The sequence below is a fragment of the Halovenus marina genome, from assembly GCF_051414115.1.
GTDB lineage: Archaea > Halobacteriota > Halobacteria > Halobacteriales > Haloarculaceae > Halovenus > Halovenus marina.
This window is the reverse complement of sequence record NZ_JBLKNZ010000001.1, coordinates 469,116-489,001: the sequence shown is the minus strand read 5'-3', so window position 1 is coordinate 489,001 and position 19,886 is coordinate 469,116. Positions and strand designations below refer to the sequence as shown.

Genomic DNA, 19,886 nt, shown 5'->3' with positions numbered 1-19,886 from the left:
CAGGGAAACGAGCCATGACCGAACCTCAGCACACGACGGCGACCCAGCAGGGAGGTGTTATCACATGATCGAACGCCCCACACGAACAGATGCACTCTTCGCAGCCCTCGCAGGCATCACGGGGTTCGTCGGCTCCTACGCGACGGCTGGCTACTCGCGGTCGTTTCTCATGCAACCCATCGACGACTTCGTCATCAACTCGACGCCGGGCGCCATCTCCCAGTGGATGATCGCGAACGTCGGCGAAGAGAGCCATCACTTCCATCGCGCGCTGTCTGTCCTCATCGCCGTCACGCTGCTGGGGGTGATCGCGATCGGAGGTATGACCGTCGCCAGACGACTGGACAGGCGAATTCTCGGCAGCGTCCTCGCTGGCCTCGTGAGTTGGGGGCTGGTGGCGCTGCTCACGGGCGCGCCGCTACTGGCGCTCGGTGCTGCGGTGCCGGTACTCGCGTTTACCGCCATCGGAGCCGCACCCGCACCCGCAGCGCCGGACCACCGACGTCGACGCGTGGTCGCTGCGAGCGCTGGCGCGCTCGGCTTCGTCGGACTCGGCTTCGTGACGGGGAACACCTTCGCTGGCCCGTCGCTCGACACGGGTGATGCGGTGCCGGGTGCGAGTAAGGCAGACATCGACCAGCGCTTTCAGGAGGCCCGCGAACGGGAACTCGACCTCGCCAGTACCGAACTTCCGGGGCTCGTGAGTACCATCGACGAGTTTTTCCGGACGAGCATCTCTGGTTTCGACCCCACAGTCGAATCCGAAGAGTGGACACTCTCGGTCACGGGCGAAGTTGGAACGGACGCGGAACTCACCTACGACGAGCTGACGCAGATGCCCGTCGAGCATCGTCTCATCACCTTGCGCTGTGTCGGCGAAAACCTCAACGGGAAGAAACTCGACACTGCGGTCTGGACGGGGACGCCGATCCGTTCCCTGCTCGACGAGGTGGATCCCGAGGGCGCGTGTGGCTGTGTGATGATCTACGGCGAGGACGGCTACTACGTCCAGTTCCCCGTCGAGGCGCTCGAAGACGGCTTTCTCGCGTGGGGGATGAACGGACAGCCACTCCCCCGGAAGAACGGCCACCCCGTCCGCGTGCTCGTGCCCGGCCACTGGGGCGAGACCAACGTCAAGTGGATTCAGGAGATCGAACTGCTCGAAGAGGCCGAGGACGGCTACTGGGAGGAGCGCGGCTGGGAGGGCACCGGCCCCGTCAACACCGTCGCCAAACTCTGGGACGAGGGAGTCACCAGGCTCGACGACGGGCGGGTCGAACTGGCCGGACACGCCTACGCCGGAACGCGCGGAATCGACCGCGTCGAAGTCTCGACTGACGCCGGAGAGACCTGGGCGGAGGCTGAACTGTCGGAACCATTACCCGACGAGGACGTCTGGCGACAGTACCGATACGAGTTCGAACCCGACGACATCCACGAGGTTGTCGTCCGGGCAGTCGACGGTGAGGGGACGGTTCAGACTGAGGAACAGTCGGGTCCCGCACCCAGCGGCGCGACTGGGTGGGTACACAAGACGGTGACGGAATGACTGACCCGGCGCTCTGGCAGTCGCCGGTGAACTTCGGAATCCACCCGGGGTGCGAAACGCCTTTGGTCACACCGATTACACTATCTGACAGCGAATGGAGAAGGCCCTGTGGTACCTGTTTGCTGGCAGTCGCGGCGGTACAAACAGGGTCAAGATTGTCCGGCAACTTCGGCAGCAGCCACGGAATGCGAACGAACTCGCCGAGGAACTGGCAGTCGACTACAACACGATCACCCACCATCTGGACATGTTAGTGGAACACGACGTCGTCGAACCGAGCGACCACGACTACGGGAAACTGTACTTCCTGACCGACCAGTTCGAGAATCACCTGGAGACGTTCGACCAGATAGTCGAGGAGGTGGACTGACGGTGGCGATGGAAGGGCTCAGAGCGGCCGGGATGGCTCTCGCGACGGTCAACAGCGCTCTGCTCGTCGTGTTGCTCACGGTGTGGCTCCGGAACTACCGGAAATTCCGCTCGACGATGGTGCTCGGTCTCGTTGGATTCAGCGCCGTCCTGCTGCTCGAAAATCTGATTGCCGTGTTTTTCTTCTTCCGGAGCATGTCGATGCTGTACTCCTCTGACCCGCTGGTCGGCGAAATCGTCGTCGGGATGCGACTGCTCGAACTGCTCGCAATCGCCTTCCTGACGTACGTGACCCTCCAGTAGCGACGAACGCTCTCGTTCACAGGCCGTACGTGAGTTTTCGCCAGACCCACTCCATCGGGCCGTACCGATGAGTTCGCAGCCAGAGTATCGTCAGCACCGTCTGCAGGACCCAGATGCCGAGGACGAACCCGACCTGTTCGACCCGAGAGACGCGACCGAACAGGCCGAAGCCGAACCCGTAGAAAATCGAGATAGCAACCACTGTCTGAAACAGGTAGTTGCTCAGTGCGGTCCGTCCGACTGCCGAGGACACCCGGACGAGCGCGTTCTCGGGCCAGTGCTGACAGACGAGCACGACCAGCGCGGTGTACGACAGCGCAAGCAAGAGACTGCCCCAGTAGTTGAAGAGCGGCCAGGCGACGCCAGCACCGCCGCTCCAGTCGTAGTAGTACAGAAAGAGCACGCCCGAACCAGTCAGCGCGAGGCCGCCGACCGCGCCGCCGACCGCCAGCTTGCGGTACTCCGCTCTCGTGCGTTCACCCGAGAGCACGCCCCACTTGAAAAGCGCCATCCCCCATAGCATGATCCCGGTGTATCGCCACCCGATCACAGTCAGAAACTGTGTGGTGTGCTGGTCGATGGCTGCGGGCACGCGCTCGTCCATCGTCGACAGCCAGCCGCCGCGATACGCCTCGATTTCCGCCTGAATTGCGTCCGGCGAGGCAGTCCAGAAGTCGACCGACGCGTGCATATCGAGCGTGAGTGCGTACTGGAGACGAAGGAGGAAGGGAATGAGCAACAGTCCAGTCCCGATAATGGCGAGTTTTCTGGCGGGCCAGTCACGCGCCAGAACGACCCACAGCGCACAGAGACCGTAGACGACCAGAATGTCCCCCTGCCAGAGGAGATACGCATGGATCCCACCGATGACGAGCAGCCAGAACGTCCGCCGGTAGTGGAGTTTGACCGCCTCGTACCCCTGTGCTTCCTTGCGGTTGGTGAACAGCAACACGCCGGCCCCGAACAGCAGCGCGAAGATGGTGATCAGCTTTCGCTCGACGAAGACGTGACTCAGCAGCCAGACGGCGAAATTGATCCCGGTGAAGTCACCGAACTCGGAGGGGTTGATCCGCGCGATCGTCGGCATCGAAAACGACTGGATGTTGATGACGAGAATGCCGAAGATGGCAACGCCGCGGAGCGCGTCGAGGCTGAGAATCCGGTCTGACGGGGGTGTCGGCGTTGCGCGAGACGTCACACGATACGAGAACAGGAGCAGAATGAATGGTCTTTCGGTTGGCGGCGCCGAGGGACTGGTCCGGCATCTCGACCGACGCGTTTTTGCCCGCCGTCGCCGTGGTGTAGGTGTGTACAGCCTGAACGTTCCGGTGCCAGCCAACGTGGCCGCGCTGGCTGGCGACATCGCCCGCGAGTTACCGGGCGCTCGGGAACGCGAACGCGGCGAGCACACGCTCGGGGTGAAGCGACTCGGCGGCGACGGGGTCGAGGAGTACAACCGTCTCGAAGCCCGCGTCCGTGAACTGCTCGTCGGACAGCCAGCCTTCGAGATCCGCATAACCGACCTGTCGTACTTTCCGGAAGCGATAACCGGCCCCACACCCGTTATTTACCTCGCCGTCGAGTCACCCGAATTGCGCCGACTCCATCTCCGACTTGCCGAGGTGTTCGACCCGATCGAGGGGATCGAAGGCGAGGGATACACCCCACACGTCACGGTCGCTCGGGGCGGGTCGACCGAACGGGCGAAGGCGGTGACCGACCGCGACATCGACCCGATCGAGTGGACGGTCACCGAACTGTGCTTCTGGGACGCGCGCCACTCCGAGACGGTCAGTACAGTTTCGCTCCCGGCCTGAGTGGTGCCTCATAACGTTGTACGTCTCAACCAAGCCTGTCAACTGTCGAATGGCAGGTCTGTCTCGTGAGGCGTGGAAAATGGTAGAGGTGTCTCGTGAGGTATAGGAAATTCAAGAGCGCACGCGGGGGATCAGCAAAGACAGGCCAACGCCCTTCACCAAATTATTATACACGATAGACGACAGGCATGCTTGATGCCCTCCAGAAGACGGTTTCTAACGACGATTGGTGTAAGTACAGCAGTTGCGATGTGTGGCTGTACCGGCGTATTCACATCGGATGATGACGATGGTGACGAGAAGGTTCCCGGTCCAAAGTATCCAAGCGGGACGCTTTGGGTCTCCAATACAGCTGTAGCAGATCTTTCGGTGACAGTCACGACAGTTGATCACTCACAAACCTTCGAGAAAGTGGTTCCGTCGGGTGAAATCGAGATCCGCGAAGCGTTCGTTTCAGCCTCGACTGGAACCACTGTCACACTGAACGCACGTGTCGAATCGTTCGCTGAGGGCGGGATTTCTTACTCATTCATGCCAAGTGGCGGTGGTTCCGAGAGTGAGACTCCACCGCAATACGCCCGGCTACACGTCCCCGGCTCTGACGGCGAGGTTAACTGGCAGTCAAGAGAAGCAAGTGACTCACAGGTCGAGACTTGAGGCCCAACTGCGACCCTACAGCGTCCGGGCGTCTTCGAGCGTGAACTTCCCCTCGTAGAGGGCGCTCCCGACGACGACCGCGTCGGCGCCAGCCGATCGCAGGTCGCGGATGTCGTCGAGCGTGGCGACGCCGCCGCTCGCGACGACGGGAATGTCGACGGCATCGACGACGTTCTGTACAGGGTCCGTGCGAACACCCGATAGCTGTCCTTCCACGTCCACGTCGGTGAACAGAATCGCGCCAGCGCCGAGTTGCTCGTAGCGTTCGGCGGCCTCGGCCGGATCAAGTCCGGTCCCTTCGGTCCAGCCCGAGACGACCACTTCGCCGCCTCTGGCGTCCAGACTCACCATCACGCTGCCGGGGTGGACGGCGCTAATCTCCTCGACGATTTCGGGGGTCTCGACCGCCGCCGTGCCGAGGATCACGCGGTCGACGCCGCGGTCGAGTAGTCCAACGGCGTCTGCCTCGGTTCGGATGCCGCCGCCGATCTGAACGTCGACGTCGACCGCATTGAGGATGGCCTCGACCGCGGTGGCGTTCTGTCGCTCGCCCTCGAACGCGCCGTCGAGGTCGACGAGATGGAGCGTCGCTGCGCCTTGCTCGACCCACCGCCGCGCGGCCGCGACCGGGTCGCCGTAGGTGCGTTCGGTCCCGCGCTCGCCGCCGACGAGCTGAACGACCTCCCCGTCCTGCATGTCGACTGCCGGAATGACCTCGAACTCGCTGAACATACTCGGATCTGGTTGGTGTCGGCGTTAAGCGGTGCGGTTCGTGGAAACGAGAGCGGAGCCAGCACTGATCCGCCAACAGATAAGTCGCTGGCAGCGCCATCCGGGATATGGAAGAGGAATCCTGGCAATCGATCACCGTCATGGAGGACAAAAACGGCGAGCCACACGTGCTCCAGCAGAAAGTCAAGGTGTACACGTCGGGGGTCTCCGAGGAGTCGCCCGGCTACACGAAACCGCTGATGAAACACCGGATCGTTCCCGTGAAAGATATTGTCAACCTCTAGGCGGGCCAAATAACAATACCGGGGAAAACAGAAGCAGCGCTTCATCGCCGCTACCGGCGTATTTTCGGGAGTACGTGGATTTATCATGATTGTCCGGACGGTTCGTCGCCAACAGCAAAGTCTAACCCGGAGGGCTTTCAACTACAGGGTGATGCCAACAGTAGAGTACCTGAATTACGAGGTAGTGGACGACAACGGCTGGGACATGTACGACGACGCAGTCTTCGAGGAAGCCGCCGATGCGGGCCTCGACGACGAGGATTACGGCACGCTCGAAGTGAACGAAGGGGAGTACATCCTCGAAGCCGCCGAAGCACAGGGATACGACTGGCCGTTCTCGTGTCGAGCCGGTGCATGTGCGAACTGCGCGGCGATCGTCATCGACGGCGAGATCAACATGGACATGCAGCAGATCCTCTCCGACGAGGAAGTCGAAGACAAGAACGTTCGCCTGACCTGCATCGGATCAGCCGAGACCGACGAGGTCAAGATCGTCTACAACGCAAAGCATCTCGACTACCTGCAGAACCGCGTCATCTAAGTAACAGCGTACAACGCGCGTTAAACAAGCCGATCGTCCTTTGAGGTCGCATACGTTGCGACCTCATCAATCACCCGGCTCAAAGAGCTTCTACTGCTCAGCTTCATCTCTGACAGTGACTGCGGGCAGAACTGGGTACCAGATGTAATCGCCAGATTGACATGAGAAGGTCATCTCTCACAGCCAGTTCCTGCTGACGTATTCGAGGAGCACGTCGGACTGATCGAGACACTGTGACATCTCGTGGACGGCGTCGCCGACATCGCGCGTCGATAGCGTCTGGTCTCTCTGGAAGAGGACGCCCGCCGTGGTTTCGGCGTCCAGCTCGGCGAAGAAATCGTCGTCTTGCGTGAGGATCAGCCGCTCGTGTTCGTGGGCGTACCGGGCGATCGACTCGTCTTCGGCACGAGTCCGAGTTCGGTGACATCGTCGAGGCGTTCGACGTCGTGCCCGAGCTTTCGCAAGTAGTTGACTGTCGCTCGCTCGATATTCTCGTCGGCGAGAATCCGGTACACCATCAGTCGCGCACGTCGCTCGGATCGGTCGTCAGGTGTTCGTGCTCTTCGATCGCCGCTGCACGCTCGCGTTCGACGGCGCGCATCTCTTCTGGGTTGTCGTGGTAGTAGGTGAGCGCCCGATAGACATCGGCCACGTCGATGTCGTGCCGGTCGGCGACTGTCCGTGGTTCGAGGCCGCGGTCCTCGACCTGTGACTTGATGAACTGGACCGTGACTCGACGGCCTTCGAGATGTGGCTCGTCGTGTAGCTCCTTCACGATCCGTCTCGTCACCTGGCTCATACGCAATCTACGCCGCCATCGCACTTGAACATCCGGCCCAAAATGCGTTCAGTCCCGCGTCATCTAATCGCGTGTCAGACGGGTAGTTCGGGTTCCGAACCACCCCCGACAGCACTGTTGAATAGTTGCTCACTTGCGATTCGGTTCGCAGGCCGTATCTAGCTATTCACGACCGACCCCTCGAACAGTTCGACATCTTCTGCTCGGAGGTCTTCGAGTTCCGAGGAGGGACCACCGATCGATATCTGTCCGCCGTCGGTTTCGAGAAAGAGGCTGTTCTCGCTTGGCATCGAGTTGGTGATCGGGTAGATGATGTTCTGGCGGACGTTGACGACCGGTCCGGTTATCGTCTCGGGTTCGTCGTTTCGCTTGCGTCGTCCACAGACACGCGCGTACAGGTCCCGGTCGTCGCGGAGATGCTTCGCGGTGTCGATGACCGCGTGATAGAAGCTCTCGTACTCGCGGGGCAGCGGTTTGGGGTCGGCTGTGAACACCTCTCGCCCCTCGCGCCAGTAGTTCAGGATAAGGCTGGTGAGATGCATCCCCCCGAAGTAGCGGTCGTGATACGCCAACGCGCGGCCGTCGCCGCCGTAGTCGTCGAACTGCGCGTCGGTGACGAACCCGCTGACGTAATCGACCATCGCCGAGGTGACGACCGGTCCCTGTGGGTTCCACTGTCGGACGGCAGTCGCCGGATACGACTGGCCGGTGAGGCTCTCGGGGTCCTCGTCGGCGAGCAACAGCAAGACCAGCACACCCCGGTCGTGTGCCGCTTCGAGCGCGTCCGCGAGTTCCGGGACGAACTCGCGTGGCCCCTGAAACGCGTAGATATCCTCGGCCCCCTCCGCGAGTTCGCGTAACTCCGTCACCATCTCCGATTTCGTGGAGACGTTCCGATACGTCTGTGGTTCCATCGTGGTGGCAGTTCTCACCCCAGCGAAAAAAGCGTATCCGTCCATCGAGAGGGTGCCAGCCGACACTCCCAGTCGGAGCCACGGGGCGCTGATTACCTATATCAATTATGATAGTATCCAGAACAGCTTACTACCCCGGCCCGCACAGTCGAACTGTGACCGAGCCGCTGCCGACGGTACTGCTCGTCAGTCAGACGCCGGATCGGGACGCATACGGAGAGACGTTCGACCGCGTCTCGATGGATCTCGAGGTCGTGTCGGTCTCGGGTCGCGCCGGAGCACGGCGGAAACTACGAGAACGACCGGTCGACTGCGTCGTGGCCGAGTACGAGATTCCGGATCAGGACGGTCGGACGTACATGGGCGGGTTGCGGCTGCTCGAACACATCCGCGCGGAGTACGGCGACCTTCCGGTCATCCTCTTTACTGAAATCGTCAACGAAGACAGTGTCCGGCTCGCCACGTCGGCGGGTGTCACAGCCTACATCCGTGATACGGACGAGGAGGAGGCGTTCGAGCAGTTGCGCTATCAGGTGGAGTCGGCAGTGAGCAGACGGCGCGCCGAGCGCCGCGCAGAGAAGCAGGCCCGGATCAACGAGATCATCCGTGACGTGACCGAATCGCTGGTGCGAGAGCGCAACCGGGAGTCGCTCGTCGACCGGATGGTGTCAGAGCTGACGCGAAACGGGATCTACTCCGAGGCGGCCTTCGTCGCCGTCACCGAAACCGGCACGGCCGAGACGGTCGTGAGCACCTACGAGACGCTGTACAGCACGGAATTACGGGAAACCGCGACCGAATCGGGGGAGGTCGTCACGAGAGAGCGCGACGACGGGGACGTGACCCGAATCGCCGTGCCCGTGCGCTTCGAGGACACCGTGTACGGTACGCTCATCCTCGATACGGGGCCGGAACTGGCCGAGATGGAGCGGGCGGTGCTCCGAGAACTGGGCGAGACGATCGGACACGCGCTCCATGCCATCGAGACCAGAAACGCGCTCGAACGCCGGGAACGCGAACTCAGCGAGAAGACCGAACGGCTCGAACAGTTCGCGTCGCTCGTCTCACACGACATCCGCAACCCGCTGACGGTAGCGCAAGGACACGTCGAGTTGCTCCGACGGGACCACGACCTGGAGGGGCTAGAGCGCATCGACGAATCGATCGGCCGGATCCAGCGAATCGTCGACGACATCCTCGCGATCACACGCGGCGACGAACTCGACATCGAGACGGTGGAACTGGAGACCGTCGTCGCGGACGCGTGGGATTCGGTCGACACCGGCGATGGACAGCTCGAAACCGGCACACTGCCAGAGATGCAGGCGGACCGCTCACAGCTTCAGCGCATGCTCGAAAACCTGTTTCGGAATGCTATCGAACACGGCACTCCCGGTGGTGACACCGACGTCACGGTCACTGTAAGCGTTTCCGACGGGTGTCTCGTCGTCGAGGACGACGGCCGCGGACTGCCACAGGACCTCATCGAGAACCCCTTCGAACTCGGTGTCTCCGGGAAGAGCGAGAGCACCGGACTCGGGCTGTCAATCGTCGGTGACCTGGCAGATCTGCACGGATGGACCGTCGCAGTAGAAAACGACGGCGGTGCCCGGTTTCGAATCGAGGGCGTCACGGTTCAGGAGTATCCCGAGAGTGCCTGAGACAGTTCTCGATTCTGATACTGTCTGTTTTCTGAATACGACCAGGAGAAAGGCGGTCTTTCGCCCACTCTTCCCGCGAATGCCTGAAAACAATTAAGTACTAGACGCCGAACAGTACGAGTACTGCATGGTTGAGATCCCAGATTCGTTGCGGAGTTTGTTTACTGCGACTGTCGAAGAGCGCGACGGGCGGTACGTCGTCGAGGTACCTGAAAGCGAGATCGACCACGGGGCTGTCCGATCAAGCGAAATATATCGGGTTGCGGTGCTCCCGCAGGTCGACACCGAGGACGAACCGGAATCGACCGTCGACGAGACAGAGTTGAGTTCCGCCGACCGCGAACCAGGGCCGCCAGCACCACCAGTCGACGAAGGCGAAATCCGAACCGTCGAGGTCGAATCGGTCGGCGACCAGGGAGACGGAATCGCGAAAGTCGAACGGGGCTACGTCGTTATCGTCCCAGAGGCCGAACCCGGCGACACGCCGCGGGTCGAGATCGAAGACGTCAAGCAGAACGTCGCGTTCGCGTCAGTTCTGGACCGCTGAGACGCATCCAGCGCGAACTGACGCCTCACTGACACAGAGTGTCATCCGGGGTGTATTGCAGGCTTTCGACGCGTATACCAGATAGCCTAACCCCGTTCGGTACAACGAACAGATATGAACCGCCGGTCTGTACTCCGTGGGACGGTCGCCGCCTGTAGTGTCGCGCTCGCTGGGTGTCTCGGTATCGGCAGCGGGTCAGCGGGGAGCGAGAACACGGTTCTCGGCCCACCGGACCGAGACGTCGAAGTCGATCCGGAAGACCTCGCGTATCCCGGCTACGGGCAGGAACTCCCCGGTGTGACGCTCCCGTCGGCTCTGCACGATACCGAGATATCCACCCGCGAGTTCGTCGGTGACCGTGAGACGCTGTTAACCTTTATTTTCACTCGCTGTCAGGGGCCGTGTCCGGCCATGACCGCATCACTTGCGCGGACCCAGGTCGCTGCCAACGAGGACGGCTACGCCGACGAAGTGGCGTTCATGCCGACCACGTTCGACCCCGAGTTCGACGATCCGGAGCGATTGCAGGAGTTCGGCGAGGCAAACGGTGCCGACCCGACCGCAGACAACTGGTACTTCCTGCGACCAGCGTCCCCGGAACGTGCTCAGGAAGTCGTTCACGGAACCTTCGGTGTCGCCTTCGAGAAAAACGAAATCGAGGAGGACGGACACAGTCACAGCGGCGAATACGAGTACGGCGACCCGCTCGACCCCGGCGAGGAACCGGTCACATTCACTCACAGCAACCTGCTCTTGCTCGTCAACCGTGACGGGTTCGTCGAGCGGGCCTACAGTCCCCGGCCGCCCCGACCGGATATCGTCATCGACGACCTCGAAGCCGTGAGAGAGGGGTACCAGTGAGACGACGCGACCTGCTGGCTGGTGTCGGCAGTCTCGCCGTCCTCGGTGGCGGGGCGGCGTTTGCCCTCTCGTCGTCCTCGGGCGAGCAGGTCGACCCCGTCCCGGTCCAGCGTCTCGACGACGGTGGACGGACCGTCGAACCGATGCAGGTGCCACAGCATGGTCAGCCGACGCTGCTGACGATGTTCGCAACGTGGTGTCCGGACTGTCGAGCGACGATGCCCGAACTCGTCTCAGTCCACGAGAACGGACAGGACACCCAGTTCGTCTCGGTAACGAACGAGGCAGTCGGGCAGACGACGACCCAGCAGGACGTCGCAGACTGGTGGGACCGACACGGCGGCGACTGGCCAGTCGCCATCGACGCCGACCTCGAACTGACTGCGGCGCTCGATATCCGGTCGGTTCCGCACACGTTCGTGTTCGATTCGGACAATACCATCGTCTACGACAACCAGGGGCGAAAGTCAGCAGCCGAGTTGCGCGACGCGCTCGAACAAGCATGACGGAGACGACCTTCGCAGTCGCGTTCAGCGCCGGGATTGCAACCTTCTTCTCGCCGTGTGCCTACGCTCTCCTCCCGGGATACGTCGGCTACTACGTCGGAGCGAGCGAGACCGAGGAGACGCCGCTTGCGGGCGCACTCGTTCGTGGTCTCGCCGCCGCAGTCGGCGTACTCGCGGTGTTTCTCGGACTCGGACTGTTGGCCGCGCTGGTCGGCGACACGCTTCGACCCGTCTTTCCCGCACTCGAACTGGCCGTCGGCGCGGTGCTCGTCGTGCTCGGTGCCCTGCTCGTCGCCGGTCGCTCGTTCGAGCTGTCCGTTCGGTTGCCCGAGCGCCGAACCGGCGTGGTCGGCTTCGTCGGCTTCGGGGCGCTGTACGCGCTCGCCGCCGCTGGCTGTGTCGCGCCGCTCTTTCTCTCAGTGCTCTTTCAGTCGTTCGCGCTCTCACCGACCGGCACAGTCGCGGCCTTTCTCATCTACGCGGGCGTGTTCGCCGCGCTGCTCGTGAGCGTGACCGTCGCGACTGCAGTCGGTGACGAGTTCGCAACCGCGACGGTCGCACCGTACGCGGCTGCTGCGACCCGGCTCGCGGGTGCGCTCGTGCTGGTCGCCGGGCTTGGGCAGATAGCCGTCGCCGTCGGCTGGTAGCTCCCGCCCCCACCCGTAGCGTAACCACTCTCTGTATTGTGCCACTCACACAATATTTATTGGCAGTCGGCCCCTATCTTTCGTCGATGGACGACACAGACGAGAGAGAGCGGATCCGCGAACAGAAACGGCAGGAACTGCTCGAATCAGCAGAGAGCGACGCTGATGGGACACCAGACGACCCCGTCGAGGTCGAGAGCCGCGAGCATCTCGATACGCTCGTCGCTGACCACGAGGTTGTGCTGGTCGACTGCTACGCGGACTGGTGTGGCCCCTGCAAGATGATGGAGCCAGCGATCGAGGCGGTCGCGGCCGACACTGACGCGCTCGTCGCCAAGGTCGACGTCGACAGACACCAGGGCCTGGCTGGCGAACTCGGTGTTCAGGGCGTCCCGACGCTCGTGGTGTACACGAATGGCGAACCGGTCGAGCGCCGCGTCGGCGCACAGGACCGATCGACGCTTGAAACGTTGGTCGAGCAGGCGGCCTGAACGCCCACAGTCGAGCACCCATTTTGCTGTCGGACCAGTAAAGAATCAGACCTGATAACCGAAGGCACACGTTTAATTTGGAACGGTCCGCACACGACAGTATGGCCTCCGATTCAGACGATTCGCTCGCGGACTTCGGGCCGGGGACAGGGCAGGATCTCGGGGCGGCAATCGACGAGTTGCTCCGTGCATCGCGGAACGTCTCCGACAGTTCCCAGCAGATCAGCGAGCTCGCACAGAACCAATCAGAGAACATGAAGGAAGTGGCGGGTGAGGTGGCGAATCTCTCGGCCACTGTCGAGGAAGTTGCATCGAGTGCGAACCAGGTCAAGGCGGTCTCGAACGACGCTCGGGCGCTCGCACAGGAAGGTGGGTCGATCGCCGACGACGCCATCGACGCGATGCAAGCGGTCGACGAGGCGAACAACGACGTATCCACCGACGTCAAACAGCTCCGCCAGCGTGTCGACGAAATCGACGAAATCGTCGAGGTCATCAACGATATCGCCGACCAGACGAACATGCTCGCGCTGAACGCCTCCATCGAGGCGGCCCGCGCTGGCGAGGCGGGCGAAGGCTTTGCGGTCGTCGCCGACGAGGTCAAATCGCTGGCCGAGGAGTCACAGCAAAACGCGACAGAAATCGAGTCGCTCGTCTCGAACATCAAAGCCGACATGGAAGAGACAGTCCAGAGCATCGAGGAAGCAAACGAGCAGGTCGAAAGCGGGATCGAACAGGTCGACGAGGCTGCGAATATCCTTCAGCGCATCGACGAGGCGGTCAGCGAGGCCGCACAGGGGGCAGAGGAGGTCGCGGCGGCGACCGACGACCAGGCCGCGAGCACCGAGGAGGTCGCGAGTATGGTCGACACGACCGCCGAAGACGCCGAGGAGGTCGCCGAGGAGATCGAACAGATCGCCGCCGCAAACGAACAGCAGACCGCGAAGATCAACGAACTCCAGTCGCTGGTCGAACAGTACGAGTCCTGACTCGACGATTCGAGTGCGGTTTCGACCCGGCCGACTGCAAACAGCGTATCTTTTTGGCCTCGCTTCCCAGTTGTCCGGTATGGAGTTCGAGACGTTTCGGCTGGCCGCGAGTACGGCCGACCTGAGCGAGGAACCCGCCGCACGCGAACACGCAGATCTGATCGAGTATCGGATGGATCTAGCAGACGACGGGGTAGCGCCACTTCGCACCTACGATGGGGAGCTTCCGATTCTCGTCACGAATCGTGTCGACTGGGAGGGCGGCGAGGCGGCCGACACGCCACAGCGTCTCGACGCGCTCGTCGAGGCGGTGCGTCTTCCGGCCGTCGAGGCGGTCGACCTCGAACTGCAGGCAGTCACCGAGGGCGACGCCGAGCGCGTCCTTGAACGGGCACGGGAAGCGAACGTCTCGACTGTCGTCTCCACGCACGACTTCTCGGAGACGCCGGACCGCGAGCGGCTCAGGGCGCTGCTCGAACGGGCCTGCGAGTACGGTGACGTGGGCAAGATAGCAGTTACCGCAAACGACCGCGCGGACGTGCTCGACCTGCTTTCGGTGACCGAGCAACTGACTGCGACGGGAACACGAGTGGCGACGATGGCGATGGGCGAGGCGGGTCGTCACTCCCGGGCGGTCGCACCGCTGTACGGCTCGGTGATTGGATACGCGCCGGTCGACCCCACCGACGCGACTGCGCCCGGACAGTACGACCTGACGACGCTGCGTGACCTCGTTTCGACGCTCCAGTCCCAGTCGTGAGGTCCAAGCCAGGTCCTGCAGGCCCAAACAGATATGTCACGGGGCTGTATAGTGAGCGTAATGACAACTGTTCGCGGCGTGTGGTCACGTGAGCAACTCGAAACGTTTCTGGAGACGGCGCTCGTACCGATCCGAATCGGCTGTCACGACACCCGCGGTGGTCTCTGGATCGTCTCGCTGTGGTATCAGTACCAGGACGGGCAGTTCAAGTGTGCAACGGGCGCGACGTCGGATCTTGCTGATTTCCTGCGGGCAAACGAGGAGGTCGCCTTCGACATCTCGACGAACCGGCCGCCCTACATGGGTGTTCGTGGCAACGGGACGGCGACGCTCACGCCCGACGAGGACAAGGAGACGCTCCGGACGCTGTTCGAGCGGTATCTCGGCGGGACTGAGTCAGAACTCGCGGAGATGCTGCTCGACGAAACGCGTGAGGAACTCACCATCACTATCGACCCCGACCGTCTGTACACGTGGGACTTCACCGACCGAATGAGAGACCCGAAAGCGAGCCCAGCACGGGTTTCAGAGCCGCTCTCGCCGAAGTACGATCAGGAAGACTGACCGCGTTCAATCGGCGGGTTCGGCGTCGTCAGTCACGTCTTCTGTGTCGGCCGATTCGCCGCTGGGGAGCGCCGATCCGAGTCGTTCGAGCGTCCGCGAGGCGTCGGGCACGGCGGCCGGGCCGAGCGCCGAGACGAGCGCGCGAGCACGGCGGGCGCGACTCTGCCGCCAGGACTGCTCGCGGTGTTCGTAGGTTCGGATCCCACGAAGGAAATCGACCCGTCGAAACTCGGGCCAGTACGGCGTACAGAAGTACACCGCCGCCTCGTTGCCGTTTGCCTGCCACGGGAGGAAATTCGACGTGCGCTCGTCGCCACCAGTCCGGATGATCAGGTCGACTTCGCTCGTCGGCCCGTCGTACAGCGCCGTTTCGACCGCATTGACATCGACATCCTCGGGGGCGAGGTCGCCGCACTCGACGCGGGTTGCGATCGTTCGGGCGGCCGAGAGCAGTTCCGTCCGCCCGCCGTATGCGAGTGCGACGTTGAGCTGAAACTGGTCGTAGCCGCGGGTACGATCTTCGGCGTAGTCGATCGCCTCCTGGACGTGATCCGGAAGCCGGTCTGTCGCGCCGATCGCACGGATGCGTACCTCGCTCTCGTGGATCCGCTCGGCGTCGGCAAACTCCGTGAGCTTCTCGGCGATGAGTTCGAACAGCGTCTCCTGTTCGGACTGGGACCGTCGGAAGTTCTCGGTGGAGAAGGCATACAGCGTCACTTCTTCGATGTCGAGTTCGTCACACCACTTCAGCACCGCCTCGGTCGTCTCGGCACCAGCGTGATAGCCCGACGTCGTCTCCTGTCCCTGACTGTCGGCGTAGCGGCGGTTGCCGTCCTGAATGACTGCAACGTGGGATGGCGTCTCCGAGAGTTCCGATTCGAGAACGCGCTCGTAGACAGTCATCAGCCGGTCACGAACCCGCTGTAACATTATCCCCATGTCAGCCTGCTGTAAGCATGAAGGTTGTGTTTGCGGTCCCTTCGTGAGCACGAGACACACGCGAGAGGAGTGGTCGGCGCGAATCGCCCCGTTAGCGACCACAGCGTTTTAATACTGTCGCGCCGTCTCATCGCTTGCAATGGCGAAAGGCACCGTTGATTTCTTCAACGACACCGGCGGTTACGGATTCATCGAAACGGACGACGCGGACGAGGACGTCTTCTTCCACATGGAGGATGTCGGCGGCCCGGACCTCGAAGAAGGGCAGGAAGTCGAATTCGAGATCGTCGAAGCGGAGAAAGGACCACGCGCAAAGAACCTCGAACGACTGTAAATCGGCGTTCTGGCGACGCGCCACGCCGCTACCGGGAGCTGCTGGACCCAGCTGGGGTGTAGCACCCGGCCGATCTGTTCTTCTTTAGAGAGGGACGTCGTGCTGTCGCGAAGAGTTGTGTGCGTCGCGCTCATCGCTGGCACACGTTCGAGTATCAGTCGTCGCCCCCAGACAGACGATGGGCAATATAGCCAGCCCCGGCGAGTCCTGCGAGCGACGCAGGAACGCCGAACCCGGGACCACTTCCGTCGGATCCGTCGGGAGCTTGAGTCTGGTCGTCCCTCTCTTCCGCCGATGAATCAGTCTCTCCTGTGCCGTCTCCGGTTTCCGGTGAATCAGTCTCGTCCGTCGCATTCCCGTCCGCGGCTGACGAGTCGCTTTCGCCCCCGTTGTCGGTCTGTCCCTCAGCGCCCGATTCACGGTCGTAGGAAAGCGGCCCGTCGCCTGCAGTGACGAGTTCAGTGCCCACGTCCCTGAAGCGGTTTTGCTCGATCGTCACCCGGTCGATGAACAAGCCGCTATCGAGAGCGAGTCCATCCGTAGCACCGGTGACATCGTTGTCTGAGACGAGCGCGTTCCAGCAGATCCAGGAGAGTCGTATCCCGACTTCGGTCGCGTCGAGTTCGTTCGACAGAAGACGTGGACTCATCGTCAGTTCCCCAAGAATCCCGTGGCGGGCGTCCGAGACGGTGACGTTCTCGACGTGGACGGCGACCCCATTAAGGATACTGACACCGGCGAGGATTCCTCCCGCCTCGATTTCGATATCGGAGACAGTGACATATGAGGCAGCAACGCGCAACGCGACACGCCGTCCGCTTGGGTCGTCGACCCTAACCGTGATCGTCGGGTCGTATCCCGACGCCGCGGTGAGCGTGAGCGGGCGATCAACGACCAGCGCGGCCTCGTCCTCGCGGGCTTGCTCAAGCACTGGTGCAGTCACCGGGAACTCGAGCAAAGAATCGCCAAACGGAAACTCGAACTGCGCGGGTTCGACGGTCCACTCCTCGCCAGCGAGTTCGACACGCGTCTCCGGAGCAGCAGCTTCGAGAGCCTGTGGTAGATCTTCGTCGTCGCTCACCGTCAGCGGTCTCGCGTGAATGTGGATCGGGTCGAGTTCCACCCCCGAGATAACGGGTTCGTCTCTCAGCCTGGCGACTTCGATATCGAGGTCGACGACACCCCGTGCGTTCTCGTGGGGAGTGAGTTCGATCTGGAGGCGGTCCGGAGACTCCGGGAGCCCGGTCTCCTGACCGACTGCCGTCTCGGTGCCGTTGATCGTGAGATCGAACGCGTCAGCTCCGACGCGGCGTCCCTCGCCCTCGACGGTGACTCGTGCCCCATCGACGTGTTCGACGGCGAATTCGAGACGCAGATGTTCCCTGGGACCGATGTGCGTGGGTTCCCTATCGACCCGTTCGATATCCGGAACGACCTGATTCTCGAAGCGCAGGTCGGCTCCCTCGCCGTTGGCCATCGTCTCGACGGACTCGTACCCGACGGCGCTGGCAGTGAGCGTTTCCGGGCCGGACGGGACCGAGAGCGTGTACGACCCATCGGCCCCGGTTGTCGTCTCCGCACCGCTTTCTGCACTGACGGTCGCGCCGTCGACTGGTGATCCACCATCGTCGGTGACGACGCCCGAGATCGTTCGACCTGTCTCGGCGTGTCTGTGGACAGCGCGAGCGGCGTCGGGGATGCCGTGCGCGTACTGGTCGTTCGGAACCCGACGGTTGCTTCCGGGCGGCTGTCTAGCAGTCTCGCGGATCGTGTCGCGGAGCTGGGCTGGCGTGAGCCGCTCGGGTGCGACTGACTGCAGTAGTGCAACGATACCCGCGGCGACGGGCGGTGCATTACTCACCCCAGATGCTCTCGTCCAGTCCGCGTCGGGCGTGTCCGGTCGCCCGTCTGCCGACAGAACGTCGACTCCAGCGAGCGTGACATCCGGGACAAACGATCTATCTGGCCACGCCGTCGGAAGATCCACGCCGTGGAGCGCCCGATTCCACCGGACCTCGCCCCCGTTGGTGTCCTTCCGGGGGCGGCGGTTCTCGTTCACTGCACCCGTGACAAGCATTTCTGGCGTCGTGGCATTGAATAGAAACGGCAGGTCGTACTCGACTGCCGTGATCGGCAACGTCCCGGCCGCAACAGCGTTTTCGACCGGTTCGATAATATCGACCCACCGCCCCTCCATGGTGGTACTGATGGAGGCGACATCCGCATCGTTCTCGACGGCCCACTCCAGTCCGGCGACGACGGCCGGAAAGTTGTACCTACGGCCAAATCCCGCAACGTACAGTTCGGCATCCGGCGCAGCACCGATCGGTCGACCGCTCGCGTCGCCTCCGGTGGCCAGACTCGCCATCCCGGTTCCGTGGCCCTGTGGGTCGTTTGGCTCCGTGTCACGGCGCTGTCCCTGTTCGTCGAACGCCGCCCAGCCGCCAAGGTCGATGTCGGGGTGGTCCGGATCCACGCCTGTATCGAGAATAGCGATGCGCGAGCCACCACCGCAGGTTCCGTATCGCTCCCAGACGGCCGGGATGTTCACGAGATCGAGCGCCCAGCTTCCGTCCTCGTCGGACTCGTCGCTGGCCTGTGGCGGCCGGTTCGCTGTGGTGTCTGACCCCGAGAAGCTGCCAGACGGTTCGAGGTCGGTTCCGTGTACGCGCTGCACGGAGGGCAAGTCAGTGAGTTCCGCAAGAGCGATGCTGTCGACATCGACGGTTGTCAGAACGGCATTTGCGAGCCAGAACCGTCGAGTGATCTCGATTCCATCGCGGCGCTTCACCGCCTCGATGAGTGCTTGCTGTGTCGACTCCGCGTGTGATTGCAGCGCCCGCGTGGCTGCTCGCCGTGGCACTTCGCTGATCCGCGGAGCATCTGTGAGTCGGAGTACAGCAGTCGTTCGACCACGCTCCTCACGCAGTGACGGATCGATCGCTGGCTGTTCAGTATGTCCGGTGACAGCACCAACACCTGTCAGTGAAATGAACGTACTTGCTGTTTTCAAAAACGTCCGACGTGTGTGGTCGAACCCGTCGTCCATGCGATCACGTGGCACTGAACATATATAAAAATCGGCCGTCGAATTGGAGACGTGGACGTCACCTTCATTAGCGGTGTTCAGCGTAGCGAGGAAATCGTGATCCGTATACGTTCTCCGGCGAACGGTGTCGTATGACCGAGATACTCGACGCGGACCTGCGGCGGCGGACCTGGGAGCTGTTACAGCCCGGAGAGATCGAACTGGACGGGTTGGTCGCCACCACGGCATTCGACAGCAGCGAGGAGACGGCGATGCACCAGGCGACCGTCGAAATCGGCGACTGCATCGCGGAGCACGCTGGCTTCGACCCGACGGAGACGTTCGTGTACTCCGGAACCGACGACCCGGAGTTCGCCTCGAACCAGCATCAGGGGCTGACACTCGGCGACGAGTCGTTCGTCTGGGAGTGTCAGCAACTGTTCCGGGATGGCTCGTTCGACGTGGTCTTTTACTTCGAGGCGACCGGCGACACCGCCGCGCTCGTCGCGGACGTCAGAGCCCTCGGATACGAGGGTTTCGGCGTGAGCGGCAACGCAGAGGGCCCCGCAGACGCCGGGATCGACCCGGAGTGAG

General features: G+C 62.6%; 26 protein-coding genes. 18 read left to right on the top strand and 8 right to left on the bottom strand.

From position 1 onward, the window contains the following. Positions 1-64: 64 nt before the first annotated feature. The 3 genes from ACMGFL_RS02535 (at position 65) to ACMGFL_RS02525 (ending at position 2,221) form a co-directional block, all read left to right on the top strand. The gene (locus tag ACMGFL_RS02535; RefSeq protein ID WP_436933964.1) at positions 65-1,549 is read left to right on the top strand and encodes a molybdopterin-dependent oxidoreductase; all 1,485 of its coding nucleotides are present in this window, start codon (positions 65-67) and stop codon (positions 1,547-1,549) included. Between the two features lie 94 nt (positions 1,550-1,643). Further along, entirely contained in the window at positions 1,644-1,919 is a 276-nt protein-coding gene (locus tag ACMGFL_RS02530; RefSeq protein WP_436933963.1) for a winged helix-turn-helix domain-containing protein, read from the top strand. A gap of 8 nt (positions 1,920-1,927) precedes the next feature. Next, positions 1,928-2,221: a DUF8036 family membrane protein gene (locus ACMGFL_RS02525; RefSeq protein ID WP_436933962.1), complete on the top strand. Its 294-nt coding sequence runs from the start codon at positions 1,928-1,930 to the stop codon at positions 2,219-2,221. A gap of 16 nt (positions 2,222-2,237) precedes the next feature. On the opposite strand, the gene ACMGFL_RS02520 is transcribed toward ACMGFL_RS02525, so the two are convergent. Next, the gene (locus tag ACMGFL_RS02520; protein WP_436933961.1) at positions 2,238-3,419 is read right to left on the bottom strand and encodes a DUF418 domain-containing protein; all 1,182 of its coding nucleotides are present in this window, start codon (positions 3,417-3,419) and stop codon (positions 2,238-2,240) included. A gap of 109 nt (positions 3,420-3,528) precedes the next feature. Between ACMGFL_RS02520 and ACMGFL_RS02515 the strand changes: the two genes are divergently transcribed. After that, the gene (locus ACMGFL_RS02515; RefSeq protein WP_436933960.1) at positions 3,529-4,038 is read left to right on the top strand and encodes a 2'-5' RNA ligase family protein; all 510 of its coding nucleotides are present in this window, start codon (positions 3,529-3,531) and stop codon (positions 4,036-4,038) included. Between the two features lie 195 nt (positions 4,039-4,233). Further along, the gene (locus ACMGFL_RS02510; protein WP_436933959.1) at positions 4,234-4,695 is read left to right on the top strand and encodes a hypothetical protein; all 462 of its coding nucleotides are present in this window, start codon (positions 4,234-4,236) and stop codon (positions 4,693-4,695) included. 15 nt (positions 4,696-4,710) lie between these two features. Here the strand turns inward: ACMGFL_RS02510 and hisA are convergent, their stop codons facing one another. Then, positions 4,711-5,427: a 1-(5-phosphoribosyl)-5-[(5-phosphoribosylamino)methylideneamino]imidazole-4-carboxamide isomerase gene (hisA, locus tag ACMGFL_RS02505; protein WP_436933958.1), complete on the bottom strand. Its 717-nt coding sequence runs from the start codon at positions 5,425-5,427 to the stop codon at positions 4,711-4,713. 107 nt (positions 5,428-5,534) lie between these two features. Between hisA and ACMGFL_RS02500 the strand changes: the two genes are divergently transcribed. Both ACMGFL_RS02500 and fer read left to right on the top strand, forming a co-directional pair. Further along, entirely contained in the window at positions 5,535-5,711 is a 177-nt protein-coding gene (locus ACMGFL_RS02500) for a hypothetical protein (RefSeq protein WP_436933957.1), read from the top strand. Positions 5,712-5,862: 151 nt separating this feature from the next. Beyond that, complete coding sequence (gene fer, locus ACMGFL_RS02495; protein WP_436933956.1) at positions 5,863-6,252, top strand: ferredoxin Fer; 390 nt, start codon at positions 5,863-5,865, stop codon at positions 6,250-6,252. A 177-nt stretch (positions 6,253-6,429) separates the two neighbouring features. Here fer and ACMGFL_RS02490 read toward each other — a convergent pair whose 3' ends face one another. The 4 genes from ACMGFL_RS02490 to ACMGFL_RS02475 all read right to left on the bottom strand — a co-directional run bounded on the left by ACMGFL_RS02490 (position 6,430) and on the right by ACMGFL_RS02475 (position 7,965). Next, the gene (locus ACMGFL_RS02490; protein WP_436936406.1) at positions 6,430-6,609 is read right to left on the bottom strand and encodes a hypothetical protein; all 180 of its coding nucleotides are present in this window, start codon (positions 6,607-6,609) and stop codon (positions 6,430-6,432) included. Further along, on the bottom strand, positions 6,609-6,770 hold the full coding sequence (locus ACMGFL_RS02485; RefSeq protein ID WP_436933955.1) for a hypothetical protein: 162 nt from the start codon (positions 6,768-6,770) through the stop codon (positions 6,609-6,611). The genes ACMGFL_RS02490 and ACMGFL_RS02485 overlap by 1 nt, the downstream gene beginning before the upstream one ends. Next, positions 6,770-7,051 (bottom strand): DUF433 domain-containing protein, encoded by a 282-nt coding sequence (locus ACMGFL_RS02480; RefSeq protein WP_436933954.1) that lies wholly within the window; start codon positions 7,049-7,051, stop codon positions 6,770-6,772. The genes ACMGFL_RS02485 and ACMGFL_RS02480 overlap by 1 nt, the downstream gene beginning before the upstream one ends. 158 nt (positions 7,052-7,209) lie before the next feature. Then, positions 7,210-7,965, bottom strand: coding sequence for a TrmB family transcriptional regulator sugar-binding domain-containing protein (locus ACMGFL_RS02475; protein ID WP_436933953.1), 756 nt, complete (start codon positions 7,963-7,965; stop codon positions 7,210-7,212). Positions 7,966-8,120: 155 nt separating this feature from the next. Between ACMGFL_RS02475 and ACMGFL_RS02470 the strand changes: the two genes are divergently transcribed. The 9 genes from ACMGFL_RS02470 (at position 8,121) to ACMGFL_RS02430 (ending at position 14,991) form a co-directional block, all read left to right on the top strand. Beyond that, positions 8,121-9,626 (top strand): sensor histidine kinase, encoded by a 1,506-nt coding sequence (locus ACMGFL_RS02470; RefSeq protein ID WP_436933952.1) that lies wholly within the window; start codon positions 8,121-8,123, stop codon positions 9,624-9,626. A gap of 127 nt (positions 9,627-9,753) precedes the next feature. Continuing rightward, positions 9,754-10,173: a TRAM domain-containing protein gene (locus ACMGFL_RS02465; protein ID WP_436933951.1), complete on the top strand. Its 420-nt coding sequence runs from the start codon at positions 9,754-9,756 to the stop codon at positions 10,171-10,173. Positions 10,174-10,287: 114 nt separating this feature from the next. After that, entirely contained in the window at positions 10,288-11,034 is a 747-nt protein-coding gene (locus ACMGFL_RS02460; RefSeq protein WP_436933950.1) for an SCO family protein, read from the top strand. Beyond that, positions 11,031-11,540 (top strand): TlpA family protein disulfide reductase, encoded by a 510-nt coding sequence (locus ACMGFL_RS02455; RefSeq protein WP_436933949.1) that lies wholly within the window; start codon positions 11,031-11,033, stop codon positions 11,538-11,540. Before ACMGFL_RS02460 ends, ACMGFL_RS02455 begins: the two co-directional genes overlap by 4 nt. Then, on the top strand, positions 11,537-12,187 hold the full coding sequence (locus ACMGFL_RS02450; protein WP_436933948.1) for a cytochrome C biogenesis protein: 651 nt from the start codon (positions 11,537-11,539) through the stop codon (positions 12,185-12,187). Before ACMGFL_RS02455 ends, ACMGFL_RS02450 begins: the two co-directional genes overlap by 4 nt. A gap of 86 nt (positions 12,188-12,273) precedes the next feature. Further along, positions 12,274-12,678 (top strand): thioredoxin family protein, encoded by a 405-nt coding sequence (locus ACMGFL_RS02445; protein WP_436933947.1) that lies wholly within the window; start codon positions 12,274-12,276, stop codon positions 12,676-12,678. 101 nt (positions 12,679-12,779) lie between these two features. Then, complete coding sequence (locus ACMGFL_RS02440; RefSeq protein WP_436933946.1) at positions 12,780-13,667, top strand: methyl-accepting chemotaxis protein; 888 nt, start codon at positions 12,780-12,782, stop codon at positions 13,665-13,667. 79 nt (positions 13,668-13,746) lie between these two features. Continuing rightward, a complete protein-coding gene (locus ACMGFL_RS02435) occupies positions 13,747-14,427 on the top strand; it encodes a type I 3-dehydroquinate dehydratase (protein WP_436933945.1) in 681 nt (226 codons plus the stop codon). Positions 14,428-14,487: 60 nt separating this feature from the next. Beyond that, complete coding sequence (locus ACMGFL_RS02430) at positions 14,488-14,991, top strand: pyridoxamine 5'-phosphate oxidase family protein (protein WP_436933944.1); 504 nt, start codon at positions 14,488-14,490, stop codon at positions 14,989-14,991. 6 nt (positions 14,992-14,997) lie between these two features. Here the strand turns inward: ACMGFL_RS02430 and uppS are convergent, their stop codons facing one another. Further along, positions 14,998-15,921: a polyprenyl diphosphate synthase gene (gene uppS / locus ACMGFL_RS02425; protein WP_436933943.1), complete on the bottom strand. Its 924-nt coding sequence runs from the start codon at positions 15,919-15,921 to the stop codon at positions 14,998-15,000. Positions 15,922-16,069: 148 nt separating this feature from the next. Between uppS and ACMGFL_RS02420 the strand changes: the two genes are divergently transcribed. After that, complete coding sequence (locus ACMGFL_RS02420) at positions 16,070-16,264, top strand: cold-shock protein (protein WP_436933942.1); 195 nt, start codon at positions 16,070-16,072, stop codon at positions 16,262-16,264. 154 nt (positions 16,265-16,418) lie between these two features. On the opposite strand, the gene ACMGFL_RS02415 is transcribed toward ACMGFL_RS02420, so the two are convergent. Further along, a complete protein-coding gene (locus ACMGFL_RS02415; RefSeq protein ID WP_436933941.1) occupies positions 16,419-19,313 on the bottom strand; it encodes a S8 family serine peptidase in 2,895 nt (964 codons plus the stop codon). Between the two features lie 131 nt (positions 19,314-19,444). Between ACMGFL_RS02415 and ACMGFL_RS02410 the strand changes: the two genes are divergently transcribed. Then, positions 19,445-19,885 carry a DUF5778 family protein gene (locus tag ACMGFL_RS02410; RefSeq protein ID WP_436933940.1) on the top strand — a complete coding sequence of 147 codons (441 nt, stop codon included), beginning with the start codon at positions 19,445-19,447 and terminating at the stop codon, positions 19,883-19,885. The last annotated feature ends 1 nt before the right edge of the window (position 19,886 follow it).

What these genes read in the sequence shown, in the direction of transcription:
- ACMGFL_RS02535 (WP_436933964.1), top strand. Translation starts at nt 65, where the DNA reads ATGATCGAACGCCCCACACGAACAGATGCACTCTTCGCAGCCCTCGCA.
- ACMGFL_RS02530 (WP_436933963.1), top strand. Translation starts at nt 1,644, where the DNA reads ATGGAGAAGGCCCTGTGGTACCTGTTTGCTGGCAGTCGCGGCGGTACA.
- ACMGFL_RS02525 (WP_436933962.1), top strand. Translation starts at nt 1,928, where the DNA reads ATGGAAGGGCTCAGAGCGGCCGGGATGGCTCTCGCGACGGTCAACAGC.
- ACMGFL_RS02510 (WP_436933959.1), top strand. Translation starts at nt 4,234, where the DNA reads ATGCCCTCCAGAAGACGGTTTCTAACGACGATTGGTGTAAGTACAGCA.
- hisA (WP_436933958.1), bottom strand. Translation starts at nt 5,427, where the DNA reads ATGTTCAGCGAGTTCGAGGTCATTCCGGCAGTCGACATGCAGGACGGG.
- ACMGFL_RS02500 (WP_436933957.1), top strand. Translation starts at nt 5,535, where the DNA reads ATGGAAGAGGAATCCTGGCAATCGATCACCGTCATGGAGGACAAAAAC.
- fer (WP_436933956.1), top strand. Translation starts at nt 5,863, where the DNA reads ATGCCAACAGTAGAGTACCTGAATTACGAGGTAGTGGACGACAACGGC.
- ACMGFL_RS02485 (WP_436933955.1), bottom strand. Translation starts at nt 6,770, where the DNA reads ATGGTGTACCGGATTCTCGCCGACGAGAATATCGAGCGAGCGACAGTC.
- ACMGFL_RS02480 (WP_436933954.1), bottom strand. Translation starts at nt 7,051, where the DNA reads ATGAGCCAGGTGACGAGACGGATCGTGAAGGAGCTACACGACGAGCCA.
- ACMGFL_RS02475 (WP_436933953.1), bottom strand. Translation starts at nt 7,965, where the DNA reads ATGGAACCACAGACGTATCGGAACGTCTCCACGAAATCGGAGATGGTG.
- ACMGFL_RS02465 (WP_436933951.1), top strand. Translation starts at nt 9,754, where the DNA reads ATGGTTGAGATCCCAGATTCGTTGCGGAGTTTGTTTACTGCGACTGTC.
- ACMGFL_RS02460 (WP_436933950.1), top strand. Translation starts at nt 10,288, where the DNA reads ATGAACCGCCGGTCTGTACTCCGTGGGACGGTCGCCGCCTGTAGTGTC.
- ACMGFL_RS02450 (WP_436933948.1), top strand. Translation starts at nt 11,537, where the DNA reads ATGACGGAGACGACCTTCGCAGTCGCGTTCAGCGCCGGGATTGCAACC.
- ACMGFL_RS02445 (WP_436933947.1), top strand. Translation starts at nt 12,274, where the DNA reads ATGGACGACACAGACGAGAGAGAGCGGATCCGCGAACAGAAACGGCAG.
- ACMGFL_RS02440 (WP_436933946.1), top strand. Translation starts at nt 12,780, where the DNA reads ATGGCCTCCGATTCAGACGATTCGCTCGCGGACTTCGGGCCGGGGACA.
- ACMGFL_RS02435 (WP_436933945.1), top strand. Translation starts at nt 13,747, where the DNA reads ATGGAGTTCGAGACGTTTCGGCTGGCCGCGAGTACGGCCGACCTGAGC.
- ACMGFL_RS02430 (WP_436933944.1), top strand. Translation starts at nt 14,488, where the DNA reads ATGACAACTGTTCGCGGCGTGTGGTCACGTGAGCAACTCGAAACGTTT.
- uppS (WP_436933943.1), bottom strand. Translation starts at nt 15,921, where the DNA reads ATGTTACAGCGGGTTCGTGACCGGCTGATGACTGTCTACGAGCGCGTT.
- ACMGFL_RS02420 (WP_436933942.1), top strand. Translation starts at nt 16,070, where the DNA reads ATGGCGAAAGGCACCGTTGATTTCTTCAACGACACCGGCGGTTACGGA.
- ACMGFL_RS02415 (WP_436933941.1), bottom strand. Translation starts at nt 19,313, where the DNA reads ATGGACGACGGGTTCGACCACACACGTCGGACGTTTTTGAAAACAGCA.
- ACMGFL_RS02410 (WP_436933940.1), top strand. Translation starts at nt 19,445, where the DNA reads ATGACCGAGATACTCGACGCGGACCTGCGGCGGCGGACCTGGGAGCTG.